Genomic DNA, 15,250 nt, shown 5'->3' with positions numbered 1-15,250 from the left:
AACAGTGCAACGGGTGCAGACGGCGCAGCCGGCACGGATAGTGGGAACAGTGCAGGATCCCTGGCGGAAAGCATGGCGGATACACAAGCTGCCGCCGACGCCACCGCCCTCGCCCACTCCGATATTGATGCCGCTGGCCTAGAATCCGTGTCCGACGACGCACCCCACGTGAAGAAAACACCACGCAGTAGACGCCGTCAACAGACACACAAGCGCTAACAACACAACACAAGACAACACAAGAAATGGCGGAAAGAGGACAATAATGCCAGTGACGGTAAACACCTTCCGAGATCTTCAGGAACGTCTCAATAATGGCACCACGCCACCACTTATCCTTGATGTGCGCGAGCCGGACGAATGGGATGAAAGCCATCTCCTGGCCGCCACTAACATTCCCCTCGGGGACATTCCCAGCCGTACCAAAGACATTCCGGCCGGTGAAGTGTGGGTGCATTGCCGCATGGGTGGGCGCGCCGGAAAAGCCTGCGACTACCTCCGTGACAACCGGAGTGACCTCGATATTCATTGGATTAACGAGCCCTACACTAACGCCGCGCTGGCGAACATTCCCGTCAGTTAATATGTAAAGTCCTAAGTAGCCATTCGGTACTGTTGTAACCACTATGACATTTGAGCAAACACCCCACACGTATGGGCGGAGTTTGCTCTCCTACCTCCTACGCGACACTAACCCCACCCACGATCCCAATAAGCACAGTCTCAACAAGCACAGTCCTATCACCCACGTGCGGGATCTTCCCGGCCGCGACCCTCACTATGCACCCTGGCCCACGTGGATACTGCCCGCGGCGAAAGACTGGCTTAACGAGCAGGGTATTGCGGAACTCTATACACACCAGGTTGCTACCGCTAACCTTGCCTGGGAGGGGAACCATGTTGTTGTTGCCACCGGCACGGCCTCCGGCAAAACCCTGGGCTACCACCTTCCCATCATCACCCAGCTAGCCGCGGACCCCAACGCCACAGCCCTCTACCTCTCCCCCACGAAAGCACTGGGGGCGGACCAACTGCGTGCTTTTACAGAATTCCTGGACGGTGCCGCACACATGGCCACTGACCCCACAGTCAGCCAGCGGCTTCGCGACTCCTCCCCCGCCCAATACGATGGCGACACCCCCACCGAAACACGCACCTGGATCCGCGACCACAGTCGCTTCATTCTCACCAACCCAGACATGCTGCACCTCTCCATCTTGGGGAAGCATAAAAGTTGGCTGCGTCTCCTCCGCAATCTCACCTATGTAGTTATTGATGAATGCCACGCCTACCGGGGTGTTTTCGGCAGCAATGTTGCTATTGAAGTACGTCGGCTGCTGCGGCTTGCCGCACACTACGGGGCCACACCCACCATCATTTTGGCGTCCGCCACCACCTCCCACCCGGAGGAGGCCGCCAGCACTCTCATTGGTATGCCCGTCACTGCTGTTACAGAAGATGGGTCACCACAAGGGGAACGCACCATTGTTCTATGGGAACCGCCCATTATTCCCCGCTTGGAGGGAGAAAACGGGGCGCCGGTACGTCGAGCAGCCACAAAAGAAGCCGCCACACTTATGGCAGATTTGGTGACGGAGGGTGCCCGCACGCTAGCGTTTGTGCGAAGCCGACGCGGCGCCGAAGATACCGCATTGGCTGCCCAACATGCTCTTATACGCTGCGGTGAGCAAGGAGAGCTACCCCTCGACCGCGCCACTGACCTAGCGCAGCACATTGGCGCCTACCGGGCTGGATACTTAGCGGAGGACCGCCGCCAACTGGAGCAGGATTTAAACGATGGCACCCTGCTTGCTGCCGCCACCACTAATGCTCTTGAGCTAGGTGTTGATATTGCTGGCGTTGACGCGGTGATTATTGCGGGTTTCCCCGGCACGGTTGCTAGTTTTTGGCAGCAGTCCGGCCGGGCGGGACGCCGCAATCAAGGGTCACTAGTTATTCTTATTGGTCGGTCGGATCCGCTAGATAGTTACCTCCTCCACCACCCGGAGACACTACTTGATAAGCCGTGGAGGCTACTGTTACAAACCCGGCAAACCCTAATCTTCTCGTCCCACAATTGTGGTGTGCTGCTGCGGAAATGCCGTTGCGTGATGATGAAGTGGTAGCGTGGTCAGCCCGTGATGGGGTGGATGTGGAGGAACTGCTTGGGGAAATGCAGGACCATGGCATGGTGCGTCACCGCAAAGTGTCTGCGGCTACGGGTGCGTGGTATCCGGCGGGCTACTATGATTCGTCCTGGCAGAATGTTTCCTTGCGGGGTGGGTCCGCTGACGAGTTTTCCATTGTTTGTATAGATGACGGGCAGCTTCTTGGCACTGCTGATGCTGCACGTGCATTCGCGCAGCTTCACCCTGGCGCTATCTACTTGCACCAGGGCGATAGTTACCTTGTTACCGAACTCGATTTAGAGAATGGTATTGCCTGTGTCACAAGCGATGTCCCACCGTGGACAACCTATTCCCGCGCGAATACCCAGATACATGTGGAGCGGATTCGGGAGGAACGCCACTTCGGTTCGGGAGCAAGCTCTGTCACTATTGGCTTAGCTGACGTTACAGTGGTCCGCCAGGTGAAAGAGTATGAGCGGAAAGCAGAGACGGGGGAAGTTATTGATGTGGTGGATGTGGACATGCCGCCCACGGAACTATACACGCAGGCTGTCTACTACCATGTGGATCCACTATTCTTCCACCACTTCGGTATTGCGGAGCAGGATGTGCCGAGTGCACTGCATGCGGCGGAGCATGCCGCCATTGGAATGTTGCCCCTCCTGGTGGGGTGTGATCGTGCGGATATTGGGGGTCTGTCAACGCCGCTTCATGAGGATACGGGGGAGGCAACAGTGTTTGTGTATGACGGCTACCAGAGCGGGGCGGGCTATGCGCAGCGTGGGTATAGGGAGATGACCACGTGGCTGCGGACTACCCGGGACGCTATTGTTGCGTGCTCTTGCGAGGATGGCTGCCCTAGCTGTATTCAGTCTCCTAAGTGCGGTAATGGAAATCGTCCTTTATCAAAGTCCGGTGCTGTGGCGCTTCTTGGCGCATTGTCGAGTGTTCTAGGGGATATGCCCGACGCGGCTCCGGATCAGGCTCTCAACCCGACGCCTAGCGTGCGTTAGCCTGGCATGGGCCCGGCGCAGGCTCTTCCCTCCACGGTGAAATGTGCTAGGGGACGGAAAGTGTGAAAGGGGCGTGTGACCACTACTTTTAGAGCCGGCATGTGGGTGTCCGGGTGGGTAATAAGAGTGCAGTTTTGCAGTGTTGATGTGTCATCGTGGTGGGCCAGGTAGGTGGCGGCGGCAGCGCAGGCTGTATTTTCTCCTTCGCGGACGTGGGCGGCGCCGGCTAATGCGGCACCATCTGCCCAGAAAGATACGTGGTGGCGGGTCTGTACTGCGGTAACGAGTAGCAATATAACCCCTAGTAGGGTGATGACGGCAACGCATGCGTATGCTGCCCATACTGTTGCCGCGCCGCGCTCATCCGTCTGCAGGGACACTATGCGGGATGTCGGTATTGCCTCCGGCGCTGTCCTGGGTATTCCCCTGGTGCGACTTCTAGTACAACTTCTAGTACGGAGTGTCATTCGGCGATTCTTTCCAGTGGCATACTTGCTTGCGCATGCAAGGTGAGGGGGAGAACGGTGGCGGGGGCTTCTATTTGTACCTGCGCTAGTGACGTGGTTGTGGTGATGTGAATATGGGCTTCGCTGGGGAGATGAAGTTCCTCTGCTCCCGGCGGTGTTTCACCACGTGAAACACTGCGTGCCACGGTGTGTGCAGCGTCAGTAAGACGCAGTTGGGTAATTCCTGCCCCGAAGCCAGCTAAACACCCCACTAGAACAACCATGAGGGAGATATAAGCTAGTGCTGCTTCCACCGTCACCATGCCAGCATCATCTACTGTTGGCGGCATGGGCGAGTGTGGTGGGTCGTATTGCACAGTTGCTTGTGCGGGGCGGTTGCGGCGTGGGGAAAGTCGTTGCAGCAGCGTATCCATACCCACTAGTGTCCTGCACGGTGGTAGCCGCAGCGACGTCGGAACAGCGTCAACCCCCGATTATCCACATTCCTCACAAACGTGGATAACCAGGCATCTATGCACACATAACAGAAGCGTTTTAGCACTATATATGCTTCAATTCATGCTTGTGCAGAGGATAAACGAGGAAGTAGTCTTAACTCGGAAATCTGGATACATAACTCCATGTTGGTCATAGAAAGCACAAATTAGTGGATAGCAAAAGAAGTGCTCCCCCCCCCCAGAACGGCAATACTGTCTGCTTGTTCTTTGTCTAAAAGCTTCGGAGACGTCCAAGCTTTAAAGAATGTCAGTTTTGATGTTTTCCCCGGTGAACTGGTTGGTGTTCTCGGTGAAAATGGGGCTGGAAAATCGACTCTCTTCTCACTTATCAGTGGTCTTAACAAACCCACTTCTGGAACTGTCACACTTCTCAACCGTAATCCGCGTCTACCCGAGACACGTCGCTATATCGGTGTAACACCCCAGGGAACGGGTGTTGATCCACGTATGAAGGTACGGAACTTCCTCAACTTTGTCGCCTTCCATTTCGGGACTCGTTCCTTGGTAGACGAGATTATGGAAAAGTTCCGCTTGACGGATCATGCTTCCAAAACTATCGGCAATCTTTCTGGTGGGCAGCAGCGTTTAGTGTCCGTAGCATCAGCTTTTCTCGCCGATGCGCCACTCACTATTTTGGATGAGCCCACTACCGGGCTCGACACCATGACCAGATCAGCTATCTGGGAATCAATCAAAACGATCACTGGCGAAAATCGTGCCCTACTAGTGTCGAGTCACTATATCGAAGAAATTGAACAACTTTGTGATCGCGTGATTGTCCTCCACAAGGGGAATCTCATTGCGGACTCGGAAACAAAAGCGCTTCTCGGCTCTGCACAAGCCTCAATTATAAAGATCAGCGATGTTCCGGAAGGAGCCCTATCTGGGGAGGGCAGCGCTTTTGATATTCTTTCCGCAAATAGTACTGATACTCTTTTGCGGACAACGGATATAAAAGCTGCACTTACCTCTCTTGCGAAAGATGGGTGGCCATTCACACAGATTGAGATTTCGCACCCCTCATTGGAGCAAGCTTTCATCACCCTAAGTAGTGAGAAGGAACAGCGATGACTACCAACTGCGAACAGCGCTGCGAACAAAAAAACCTCTTCGCCGTGGATAAACGTGACTTCCCATCAGCTTTTTCAGTAACCAATCTATGGTTAAAAAATGAGATAGTGGCCTGGCTCAAAGAACCCGCAGCAGTTTTGCTCAACATGGCATATCCACTGCTCATGATGGTGTTTCTTTTTGTTATCGGTGGGGCTTCCGTCCGTAACTCTGCAGATATTTCGTCCCCGGCCGTCGCCCTCCTGGCTTTAACAGGTGTGCTGATGGTGGGTATTAACTTACCGGCTAACGGAATTAACCATGTACGAGGTAGCGACTATTACTACTACCTACGCACGTTGCCAACGGGTGTAGGAACACGGCTAGTGACATGGAGCGGGGCGCCCTTCCTCCTTGCCATACTCAGTGCACTCATTGGGATTGGTGTGGGTGCAGCAGCAAGCGCAGCACACTTCTCAGGGTCCCAAATAGGGTTGCTACTGCTTGTTTTCTGCGTGTTTGGATTGTGCACCACCGCTATTGGGGTGTGCTTCGGTTTTACACTCTCCTCGCGGACATCTCTGGCTGTTTCTCTAGGAGTTTCTTTTATCTTCCTACTTCTTAGCGAGGCACGGGAACTTACCGATCTTCCGCAAGTATTGGACTACATTGCGAAGATTCTTCCCTCAACTGCTGCTATTGAACTCTGTCACTCAATTCTGGACAGTACTCAAGCCAATGGATGGTGGATAGCGTCGCTCTGTATATGGGTTGTGGTGGCGATCCTCGGGGCAGTGGCAGCCATCAAACACGACGAAAATAGCAAGTTTTCTTAATGGTGCCTTCACAGCAACACCTTTTAACAACAACTTATCTCACACCCGAAAAGGAAAAAGTAATGAATAAAAAAACTCATTCCCTACGTGTGCGTAGCCGGAACGTTACTCCTCTTCGTCATCATCTACCTGCTGACATAGCACTGCTGTGTTTTAACGCTGTGCTACGCCTTGCCGCAGTGTGTTCCATGTTCTGCAGTTGTCATGTTTTACGTTTTAATGTTTTACATTTTGGTGTTTTACACTGCGGCAAGGTCAACGTCGCTGGTCTCTTGGGAGAGAAGTAACGCGATAATTGTGAGCACGGCAAGGCACCCCATGTAGATGCCTACCCAGAACACTCCATGGGTGCTAACGAGCCAGGTGGCAACGAATGGGGTGAGGGCGGCGCCAAGAATTGAGGCCACATTGTAGGCAATGCCGGAGCCGGTATAGCGCACGTTCGTGGGGAATAGTTCTGGCAGGAGGGCGGACATGGGGCCGAAGCTGAGCCCCATGAGGAACATGCCCACTATCAGCCAGCTCAGAACGTCCCCTTTGGTTGCTGTGGCGGGAATCCATGCGCCGAAAGTAAAGCCGTAGAGAACAATGATCGTCGTGATAATGAGTAATGGTTTCCGACGCCCATATTTGTCTGATAGCCAGTTGGATAAGGGTACTCCCGCAATGAAAAAGAGAATCCCAATAAGCTGCAGTGGGAGGAATTCCCCGTAGGGTATTCCCAGTCCACCATTGTCGGGTTTGGCGATCCCGTAGGAGAGTATCCACGTGGTGGTGATGTAGAAAATGGCGTAGGTACCCACCATGATGAAAGTGGAGAGAATGAGGGGCCGCCAGGCAGTGCGAAATGTTTCCTTGATGGGGGAAGCAACGCGCTTGCCGTGGGTGACGGCATGTTGGAAAACGGGGGTTTCTTCCAGTTTCATACGCACGTAAAGGCCGAGGATAACCATCACAATGGAGAGGAGGAAGGGTATGCGCCATCCCCACACCATGAAATCACCGTCGAGTGCGCCTTCGGTGTGATTGAGCGCATGGACGAGGATAAGGAAAAGGCCGTTTGCGAGGAGGAAACCGAGGGGTGCCCCTAATTGTGGCCACATTCCAGCCCACCCGCGTTTGCCTTTGGGGGCTGTTTCGGTGGCGAGGAGGACAGCGCCGGACCATTCCCCTCCCAGACCTAGGCCTTGGCAGAACCGCAGGATGGAGAGCATTGCGGGGGCCCACACACCAGCCTGTACATAGGTGGGGAGAAGCCCTATGAGGAAAGTAGCGATACCCATGGTGAGGAGGGACGCTACAAGTGTTGCTTTGCGGCCAACACGGTCCCCGAAATGTCCGAAGATGAGGGAGCCGAGGGGGCGGGCGATAAACGCTAAACCAAATGTTGCGAATGAGGATAGTAGCGCGGCGGTGGCGTCAGCTTTGGGGAAGAAGAGTGCTGGGAAGACGGCGACGGCGGCGGTGGCGTAGACGTAGAAATCGTAGAACTCGATGGTGGTGCCGATCATTGAGGAAAGAATGATGCGGCTACGAGGAATACGTTCTGCGTAGTCGTTGAGGGCGGCGGCTGCGGTCATTTCCGGCGCTGCTGATATTTGGCTGCCGGGTAGTGTCTCTGTGGGGGGAGTAGTCACGGATCCCCTCTTTCTGCTGGTTGTGCGTGTGCTACGGGTAATAGGGAAAGTCTATGGGGCAGAATTTTCGCACAACAAGGTTTTCGTCACTTTTGCTTACCGTGAGAAGAAATACAGCATTCCGAGGGGATTTCCGCTCTCATTCACTACTTAGCTACTACTGCTTAGCGGATACCGTTTAGTGAATGTTGAGTGCTTGCTGAATGATATTCAGCAATGATTGTTGAACACTATCCGATTTCACGACGGCAATAAGAACCGCCCCGAATGCTGCCGCAGCAATAGTGCCGATTGCGTATTCGACGGTGCTCATACCGGATTCATCACTCCACATGCTAACGGTATGCACACGGATAGCCTCATAGGTCCTGTAGAGCCACTGCATAATTCTGTGCAGCATATTCTGCAGTGCACCTCTGCACTGGGCCATGCTACGGCGCACAATACTGTGTTGTTCAGTATTGTTCTGGTCAGTATTGTGCTGTTCAATACTGCGCGGTTCATTACCGTGCTGATTACTGCCGTGCTGGGCAATGGTGCTCTGGCATTGGGTGGACATTAATACTCCTTCATATTCTTTTTCTGTTGGGTCTGAACTGGGCCGCATAGGGATGGACCAGATAGGGACGAGCTAGTTAGGTGAAGTGCTGCATGTAGCTCCCTCCTAGTTCCAGAACGGTGGGGACGACCCCTAGCAGCATGAATGCGGGAAGAAAACAGAGTCCCAGTGGACGGGCGAGAAGGACACTCATTTCTTCTGTTGCTTCTTCACAGTGAGCTAGGGCTTGGGCTTGTTGGTCGCGGGCGAGGGCATCTAGTTGTGCGGCTATGGGTGCGCCTTGCCGGGAAGATAATCGGAGGAGAGTTTCACAACAGGTGGGTATGGGGGAAAGGTGTGCGCACGCGTCATCTACGTGCATACCGGCGCGCAGGAGTGCCGCCAGGAGGGGGAGTTTCAGTGCGGCATCGTTATTGGGTGGGGGAAGGTGGCCGACCATGTGGTGGATCCACCACAATCCGGTTGTTTGCAGTGCCACGCCGGTAAGGAGGGCAAGGCTCCCCCACCCGTGGGTGAGGAAGTGCAGCGGGTGTGCACCAAGGAGATACCCCACGAGAATTCCTACGCCGGGGAGGGCCTCCATAATGAGGGCGGTGGCGCGAACACCGGCGAGGACAGAACGCTGGTGCGAATGGGCATGTAGTTTAGTGCGGAGAGTGTCTTCAGCAGCAGCTAGAACACCATCGAGGGGACTGCCGCGCCGGATAAGGGAGTCAAGAAGTGCGGGTGGAATGCAGTCGGCAGGTATTGCTGCGGATAGTGCGGGGGTGGCATAGTCACCGGCGGCGAGGGTAATACGGGCAGTTTGCAGTGTGTGTAGCTGGTTGTTCCACTGGTTGCGTTCGTGTTCGTGTGTTCCACTCCAGTGGTGGGTGTACCAGCAGCCCGTAGCGAGGAGAGTGAGGGCAAGGAGAACCACAATACTACTCATCACACGCCATCTCTTCCCTACTGTTTTCGCAGGCTTCCCTGTTTTCGCAGGCTTTATTGTTGTCGCTAGCGTCGCTGCTCCTGCTGATGTTTCTGCCAGAGCTATCGGCGTAGTCGTCACCGTATTTGTCGCTCATACACCAGCTACCCACCGTGTGCCAGGTATTACGTGCGTGCCAGATGTCGCTAATATGCCGCTGGCCGGTGTAGGAGTCGCGGGCAAGGTGGACGATAACGTCAAGTGCGGAGGCAATAGTGTGCTGTGCAGCAGCTTCTGGCATTCCTGCGGTAAGGGCCAGAGTGAGCAGGCGATGGGGGACGTCACGGGCACTATTAGCGTGGATGGAGGCAAGGCTTCCCCGGTGGCCGGTGTTGAGTGCGGTAAGGAGGTCAACGGCTTCATTGCCGCGTACTTCTCCGACGATAATACGGTCGGGTCGCATGCGAAGTGCCTGCCACACCAGGACAGACATGGGAATGCCACCGCGTCCTTCCGTATTGTTATCGCGGGTAACGAGTTGGACGAGTTGTGGGTGGTACAGGTTAAGTTCGGCAGTGTCTTCAATGCAGATAAGCCGCTCTTGCGCGGGTAGTGATGTTGCTAGCGCACCAAGGAGAGTTGTTTTTCCTACTCCGGTGGCCCCGGAAATAAGAATGGAGTGGCGGGCTTCAAGGTCCCGTACAAGTTCCGCGCACTGTCGTGAGGTGAGGAACCCGGAGGTGACAAGGCTGGGGAGGGTGTGGGTGGATGTGCGGAGGGCACGTAGGGAGATAGTTGTTCCGGTGGTGGCAAGAGGTGCCAGTACGGCGTGGACGCGCATACGGGTAGTGGGGTTGAGGGGAAGTGTGGCGTCTGCCCAGGGGTGGGCGTCATCAAGACGGCCGCCGGTGCTACGGATAAGCCGTACTGCTAACGATCGGCAGTCTTCTTCGCATAGTGGCGTGTGGGGTAGACGGTGGAGCCCGGGGTCGTGTGCGCAGTCTACCCAGATGGTTCCGCGGGGTCCGACGATGAGGTCAGTGAGGGTGGTGGTGATGGCGGGATCGTTGAGGATACTAGCGAGGGGCCCCCAGAGGTCTGCGTGTGCCATCATGTTTTCTTTCGCTCCTTTCTGGTCTTTCTTGCCCACCCCCAGAGAATGTTTCACAACGTGAATCATGTAGTGGTGGTGCCACCTATAGTGACATGCCTGGAGGGGTGATAGTCTTCCGCAAACCGTATTAATGGGCGTTTCTGTAGATAACTGGGGACCTGTGAATAAGTTGGATCTACATATTGTGTGATCTACGTCATACTTAATGGCAACTTTTTACTATTCCTCTGCCACTACATACGTCCCCCACGCCTTAACCCCTGGAAAATCTGTCAGCACTCTCGAAAAGAAATCACGTTTAGAGCTACTACCTGCACTATCCCTTTCATCGTTCTACCGACACAGCAAAAGACGGTACAGATACACCTGCCATTGTTTTTTTATCCCGTTTCCTACCAGCCAGTTTGTAATAAATCACAATGGCTGTCCCCTACGGTTCGAGTGATGATGAAAGTACGGAAAACGAAGACAGCTAGGGACGAATCAGAAGAGAAGGTTTTTCCTCCTGTCACGGTTTCCTGCACGGCAGTTAAACACCCACGTGCCGCCCGTTTCGGCGGGCATCTACAGGCGGGAGATTGCCGGTCCCACGGAGCTGGAGAGTTTTGTGGGAGCGCCGGCTGAACCTCAGAACCGACCCTACGTTGGCACGAACTGATCGTTTAAATGCCGTGCGGCGGCGGACGATGCGTTCGCCGCTTTTTTATTTCTTATGCCCCCTTCCCGCTTCCCCTGCTTCTTTCACAGTTTCTTCCGCGGGCACGCATCTACAACGCATATCGACAACACGCGTCATAAGTATTGATAATCTCACCAGTAACATTGGTAACATTATTCACATGAGTCATTGGTCTCGCCGCACGACGATGCTGCTTACGTCGGGAATTGCCGCCGTCAGCGTCGCCCTCGCCGCACCCGCTATCGCCCTCCTCCCCGGATCTGACGTCGCCAGCCACCAACACCCTGGCTCCATGGCCATCGACTGGGCTCGCGTGAAAGCCGCCGGACAGCAATTCGCCATCGTCAAAGCCACCGAAGGCCTCAGCTACGTCAACCCGCACTACCAGGAGGATTCCACCTCCATGCGGGCAGCCGGCCTTATCCGCGGCACCTACCACTACGCCCTGCCGCAATACTCCGCCATTCTGCAAACACAGCATTACGCCGCCGTCCTTGCCACTAACACCACCAGCCTGGACCTTCCCCCCGCCCTCGACCTAGAAGAAACAGGTGGATTAAGCCCCGCCGCCCTCCAAATATGGGTGCGAGCCTTCCTCACCACCCTCGATAAGCTCACCGGCCGGCAGACCATTATTTACGTCTCCCCCGGATTCTGGCGTTACCAAATGGGCAACACCACCGAATTCTCCGAACGTCCCCTCTGGATTGCCGACTACAACGGCGGTACCTCCCCCACCATGCCGCTTCCCGGTGGCTGGACAAAATGGACATTCTGGCAATACACCGGCAATGGTTCTGTTGACGGCGTTGCCACCCCCATTGACCTCAACACGTTCAACGGCAGTAAACAGGAACTTCTTGCCCTCACCAGGCTTGGGGCATCCCAGAAAACTATCCTCAGTGACGGTATTGATCCCGACGCCCTTCCCCCGCTGCCGGAATTGCCCGCCATAGACAAGAACGACATTCCCGATATTCGCGCATTCATTCCCCCAGATGTGCAGCGAAAAATCGAGCGAGATGCCCGCAAGCAACTCCGCAATGCCATCCCGAAGAGCGTGCCCACAAAGATACCTGCAAACGTATCTAAAAAGGTGCCTACGAACGTGCCGAAGAACGTACCAAAAAACTTCCCTAAAGGTGTTCCCGCACCACGCCACTAACAGCAACTAACAGCACTTTCCCAACCCCTCAATCGTGTGGAAAAGTGCTTTTAGTCACCCCTATTGCGGGAAACTAGCAGCGTAGAATATAGGTAAGCATTACAGTAGCTGCTACGCACACAATATTGTTTCCTAAAATCTAGGTATAGCTCGACAATTCGTGGCACGATGGACAGTACGGGATTTCCCATACGTTATTTTTGGAGGAACAGTGAGTATCAAAGACCGCTTCGGAGAAAAGTCAGCTGACGATTCAGCCTCCTCCGCTAAGATCTCCGGCATCGCCATGTACGATGCCGTCCCACAGCCCAAGGACGCCAGCATCGGACAGCTTGTTAAGACTGCCACCGAACAAATCTCCACTCTTATCCGCTCAGAATTCGAGCTCGCTAAGACCGAAATTGGCGTCCAGGTAAAGCGCGGCGCCATGGGCAGCATCTTCTTCATTATCGCTGCCGTCTTCGCCCTCATGTCGTTCCTGCCATTCACCATCATGTGGGCCAAGCTCTTTACCCTCTGGCTCGGTACTGTCACCTGGGATTGGTGCGGCTACCTTATTACCTTCCTGCTCCTTCTCGTCTTTGCGGCAGTCTTCGCCGGCATTGGCCTATGGAAGATGAAGCAAGTTGAAAAGCCAGAAAAAACCATTGAGTCCGTCGAAAAGCTGAAAGAAGTTGTTCCCAGCAGCAAGACTGCCCCGAAGGAATACACTTACCTGCAGTAATAGCAGCACTCTGTAGTAGTGCTAAGCAATGCTGCCTTTCACCCCTCACGACACTAACTCTACTGGTTAATTATTTTCTCTAACTATGAACGATAGCCGCCACGGCACCCCTCCTGCACCGCCTGAACCGGACAGTGTATGCCTCCCGGGACCGTGGCGGCATCGTCTTGTCTCCACCAACGGTATCCACCTCCACACCGCTGATCTTCTTCCCCACAACTGGGAAGAAACACACCCCCCAAACGAACTACCACCACTCGTCCTCCTCATACACGGCTATGGAGAAAACTGGTGGACATGGCACAACCAACTTGTCCCCCTCTCCCGCGCCGGCTACCACGCTATGGCCGTTGACCTCCGCGGCTACGGGGACTCCGATAAACCACCACGCGGCTACGACCTCACCACCGCCGCCAACGACATGGCCGGATTAGTACGCGCCACCGGCCACCGCAACGTTACCGTCGTAGGCCACGGGCTAGGCGGAACTGTAGGCTGGACCATGGCCCGCATGTTCCGAAGCGGCGTTACCACACTTATTGCAGTCGATGCGCCACACCCCCTCACCCAGCGAATCGACTACGTGAAACAGGCCTTCACCCACGCCACCACCGTCGGTCCCTTCCTAAGCGCCCAAATACCGCGTCTGCCCGAATGGCGTATGCAGCAACCCCACTGGATTGAGGACTACATTAGCCACCGCACATACAACAATTGGGTCGATACCCCAGAGGGGCAAGAAGCACTCCACATTTTCAGCGACGCGCTTCGCATTAGACACGTATCCTACTGCGCAAACGAATACCTCCGTTGGATGGGACGCTCCCGTCTACGCGCTGACGGAATCCGCTACAACCGAAAAATGACGCGGCGCCTAGCGCTCCCCGTTGTTGCGTTCCGCGGTGAATACGATCCCGTCGTCTCCGAAGACGTCCTTGCCGGGTGCAAACGCTACACCGAAAACTTCACCATTATGACGGTGCCACAGTGCGGCTTCTACCCACAGTTAGAAAATCCGCAGGCTTTTTCTACACTTCTTCTCCAAAGCCTCTCCGGCTCTCCCGCACGCATAAACAGCTCAGACGACTGATCGCACTAGCGCGCGTCGTACACACTAGATACTTGTGCCTGTGCGCGCTAGATGCGGGTGCCCGGCACTAATTAGGCGTCATTGTTGTTGTTACCTCCGCGTCTAGCGGAACACACCGCCCCGTAGACACTCTTTCACGCGTCCTCATTCCCTTTTGAAGCACCGGCTCAATCTCCCGGTAGCTTAATGCGTAGGCAACGTTCTTCTTATCCGTCGCCACACCAAACACCATTCCCGCATAGTGCCCCTGCACATCAAGCAGCGGACCCCCAGAATTACCACTCATCAAATTCGCGAGCAGTGCATACGCCTGCCGCTGCACTGTGGTCGTCCCGTAAATACCGGGACCCTGCAAAATAAAACGCTCCTGCAGACGAGCTGGCGTTACCCGGTAGGGGCCATTGTTGGGGAATCCCGGAATAGCCATCGCCTGGCCCGCCTGCACACTATTGTCACGGACGGGCTGCAACGCCGGCAGCATAAGCCGCTTAGTGGATGAAATAGCCGGCACCCACAGCACCGCAACATCGCGCAGGGCATCAAAAGCAACTGGCTGAGCAGTAAATATCCCCTCCACAGTATGCACATGGATAATACGGGCACCAGCCACCACATGGGCATTAGTAGCAACCAGACCGGGGGCATACACAAACCCCGTACCCTCCAGATCCCGGTGGCACCCCGTAGCCTGCCCCACAATCTTCACAACACTCCGGCGGGCTTTCGCAAGAGACGACGTTTCCACAATGCTCTGGTCTGGAATACCTGCACCAGCAGAACCGCCAGATCGATCCGTCATCTGCTGTAGTGACGCAGTGCGTGCCGCGTCATCGAGCATTTCTGGAATTTTCTGCACAGCATTCGGGGACAGCATGGTGATGGCCGACATCACCCGCGAATCGTGCATTGTTTTACCCAAGCTACTGTCGGGCTGCACAGCAAGCGGCGCAAAGAAAACCCAGGTAAGAATAGCGGCAAGGACAACCTTAACGATGGCCCCCGCGGACCGCGATCCCCGCGTCTCCTGAATTTTCGCATGATTGCGGATATAAAGCCCCACAACTTCCGCACCGGCTGCGCACAAAACAACCAGCACAAAACCGTAAATGAACCCCACAACAAAACGAATCTGAATATTTTCCGTGGCATCAAGAACCGGCTGGAGGGTGAAATACTCAATAATGATGCCAATGATGGCACCACACACGGCACCTAGACTGGGGATAAAACCCGTCACCCAGCCGTAGAAACCAAAAATCGCAAAAACAAGCAAGACGACAATGTCAAAAGCTACCGCAGACACTCGCGCCTCCTTGCCCTTACTTCCCGCGTCCCTGCTTAGTCCCGCTTCCCGTGCTTATCTCCCCAAAATCCTACCGG

General features: G+C 55.0%; 15 protein-coding genes. 8 read left to right on the top strand and 7 right to left on the bottom strand.

Annotated features, from left to right (window positions below):
• Window positions 1–271 precede the first annotated feature (271 nt).
• Genes QZV76_RS05515 through QZV76_RS07495 form a run of 3 tightly spaced genes read left to right on the top strand, consistent with a single transcriptional unit; the run spans window position 272 to window position 3,142 of the window.
• Window positions 272–583 (top strand): rhodanese-like domain-containing protein, encoded by a 312-nt coding sequence (locus QZV76_RS05515; RefSeq protein ID WP_290598867.1) that lies wholly within the window; start codon window positions 272–274, stop codon window positions 581–583.
• 43 nt (window positions 584–626) lie between these two features.
• Entirely contained in the window at window positions 627–2,126 is a 1,500-nt protein-coding gene (locus QZV76_RS07500) for a DEAD/DEAH box helicase (protein WP_366664349.1), read from the top strand.
• Window positions 2,027–3,142, top strand: a complete 1,116-nt coding sequence (locus tag QZV76_RS07495) for a Zn-binding domain-containing protein (RefSeq protein ID WP_366664348.1) — start codon at window positions 2,027–2,029, stop codon at window positions 3,140–3,142. The genes QZV76_RS07500 and QZV76_RS07495 overlap by 100 nt, the downstream gene beginning before the upstream one ends.
• On the opposite strand, the gene QZV76_RS05505 is transcribed toward QZV76_RS07495, so the two are convergent.
• The gene (locus QZV76_RS05505; protein WP_290598866.1) at window positions 3,139–3,522 is read right to left on the bottom strand and encodes an Rv3654c family TadE-like protein; all 384 of its coding nucleotides are present in this window, start codon (window positions 3,520–3,522) and stop codon (window positions 3,139–3,141) included. The genes QZV76_RS07495 and QZV76_RS05505 overlap by 4 nt on opposite strands.
• 83 nt (window positions 3,523–3,605) lie before the next feature.
• Window positions 3,606–4,022 carry a TadE family type IV pilus minor pilin gene (locus QZV76_RS05500; protein ID WP_290598865.1) on the bottom strand — a complete coding sequence of 139 codons (417 nt, stop codon included), beginning with the start codon at window positions 4,020–4,022 and terminating at the stop codon, window positions 3,606–3,608.
• 291 nt (window positions 4,023–4,313) lie between these two features.
• Between QZV76_RS05500 and QZV76_RS05495 the strand changes: the two genes are divergently transcribed.
• Both QZV76_RS05495 and QZV76_RS05490 read left to right on the top strand, forming a co-directional pair.
• Window positions 4,314–5,177 (top strand): ABC transporter ATP-binding protein, encoded by an 864-nt coding sequence (locus QZV76_RS05495; protein ID WP_290598864.1) that lies wholly within the window; start codon window positions 4,314–4,316, stop codon window positions 5,175–5,177.
• Window positions 5,174–5,992, top strand: a complete 819-nt coding sequence (locus tag QZV76_RS05490) for a hypothetical protein (RefSeq protein WP_290598863.1) — start codon at window positions 5,174–5,176, stop codon at window positions 5,990–5,992. Before QZV76_RS05495 ends, QZV76_RS05490 begins: the two co-directional genes overlap by 4 nt.
• Before the next feature lie 239 nt (window positions 5,993–6,231).
• Here QZV76_RS05490 and QZV76_RS05485 read toward each other — a convergent pair whose 3' ends face one another.
• The 4 genes from QZV76_RS05485 to QZV76_RS05470 all read right to left on the bottom strand — a co-directional run bounded on the left by QZV76_RS05485 (window position 6,232) and on the right by QZV76_RS05470 (window position 10,278).
• Entirely contained in the window at window positions 6,232–7,572 is a 1,341-nt protein-coding gene (locus tag QZV76_RS05485) for an MFS transporter (protein ID WP_290598883.1), read from the bottom strand.
• Between the two features lie 235 nt (window positions 7,573–7,807).
• A complete protein-coding gene (locus QZV76_RS05480; protein ID WP_290598882.1) occupies window positions 7,808–8,014 on the bottom strand; it encodes a DUF4244 domain-containing protein in 207 nt (68 codons plus the stop codon).
• 250 nt (window positions 8,015–8,264) lie between these two features.
• Window positions 8,265–9,119 (bottom strand): hypothetical protein, encoded by an 855-nt coding sequence (locus tag QZV76_RS05475; protein ID WP_290598862.1) that lies wholly within the window; start codon window positions 9,117–9,119, stop codon window positions 8,265–8,267.
• Window positions 9,112–10,278 (bottom strand): ATPase, T2SS/T4P/T4SS family, encoded by a 1,167-nt coding sequence (locus tag QZV76_RS05470; protein ID WP_290598861.1) that lies wholly within the window; start codon window positions 10,276–10,278, stop codon window positions 9,112–9,114. The genes QZV76_RS05475 and QZV76_RS05470 overlap by 8 nt, the downstream gene beginning before the upstream one ends.
• Before the next feature lie 773 nt (window positions 10,279–11,051).
• On the opposite strand from QZV76_RS05470, the gene QZV76_RS05465 reads away from it, so the two are divergent.
• The 3 genes from QZV76_RS05465 (at window position 11,052) to QZV76_RS05455 (ending at window position 13,870) form a co-directional block, all read left to right on the top strand.
• A complete protein-coding gene (locus tag QZV76_RS05465; protein WP_290598860.1) occupies window positions 11,052–12,056 on the top strand; it encodes a glycoside hydrolase family 25 protein in 1,005 nt (334 codons plus the stop codon).
• Between the two features lie 211 nt (window positions 12,057–12,267).
• The gene (locus tag QZV76_RS05460) at window positions 12,268–12,780 is read left to right on the top strand and encodes a phage holin family protein (protein WP_290598859.1); all 513 of its coding nucleotides are present in this window, start codon (window positions 12,268–12,270) and stop codon (window positions 12,778–12,780) included.
• An 85-nt stretch (window positions 12,781–12,865) separates the two neighbouring features.
• Window positions 12,866–13,870 carry an alpha/beta fold hydrolase gene (locus tag QZV76_RS05455; protein WP_290598858.1) on the top strand — a complete coding sequence of 335 codons (1,005 nt, stop codon included), beginning with the start codon at window positions 12,866–12,868 and terminating at the stop codon, window positions 13,868–13,870.
• Window positions 13,871–13,937: 67 nt separating this feature from the next.
• Here QZV76_RS05455 and QZV76_RS05450 read toward each other — a convergent pair whose 3' ends face one another.
• Window positions 13,938–15,173 (bottom strand): MarP family serine protease, encoded by a 1,236-nt coding sequence (locus QZV76_RS05450; protein WP_290598857.1) that lies wholly within the window; start codon window positions 15,171–15,173, stop codon window positions 13,938–13,940.
• Window positions 15,174–15,250 lie beyond the last annotated feature (77 nt).

The organism is Lawsonella sp. (assembly GCF_011525565.1).
In the GTDB taxonomy this organism is placed as follows: Bacteria; Actinomycetota; Actinomycetes; order Mycobacteriales; family Mycobacteriaceae; genus Lawsonella; species Lawsonella clevelandensis_A.
The sequence above is the reverse complement of the archived record's forward strand: the minus strand, read 5'-3'. Positions and strand labels throughout refer to the sequence as shown.

What these genes read in the sequence shown, in the direction of transcription:
- QZV76_RS07500 (WP_366664349.1), top strand. Translation starts at nt 627, where the DNA reads ATGACATTTGAGCAAACACCCCACACGTATGGGCGGAGTTTGCTCTCC.
- QZV76_RS05500 (WP_290598865.1), bottom strand. Translation starts at nt 4,022, where the DNA reads ATGGATACGCTGCTGCAACGACTTTCCCCACGCCGCAACCGCCCCGCA.
- QZV76_RS05490 (WP_290598863.1), top strand. Translation starts at nt 5,174, where the DNA reads ATGACTACCAACTGCGAACAGCGCTGCGAACAAAAAAACCTCTTCGCC.
- QZV76_RS05485 (WP_290598883.1), bottom strand. Translation starts at nt 7,572, where the DNA reads ATGACCGCAGCCGCCGCCCTCAACGACTACGCAGAACGTATTCCTCGT.
- QZV76_RS05480 (WP_290598882.1), bottom strand. Translation starts at nt 8,014, where the DNA reads ATGCAGTGGCTCTACAGGACCTATGAGGCTATCCGTGTGCATACCGTT.
- QZV76_RS05475 (WP_290598862.1), bottom strand. Translation starts at nt 9,119, where the DNA reads ATGAGTAGTATTGTGGTTCTCCTTGCCCTCACTCTCCTCGCTACGGGC.
- QZV76_RS05470 (WP_290598861.1), bottom strand. Translation starts at nt 10,278, where the DNA reads ATGATTCACGTTGTGAAACATTCTCTGGGGGTGGGCAAGAAAGACCAG.
- QZV76_RS05465 (WP_290598860.1), top strand. Translation starts at nt 11,052, where the DNA reads ATGAGTCATTGGTCTCGCCGCACGACGATGCTGCTTACGTCGGGAATT.
- QZV76_RS05455 (WP_290598858.1), top strand. Translation starts at nt 12,866, where the DNA reads ATGAACGATAGCCGCCACGGCACCCCTCCTGCACCGCCTGAACCGGAC.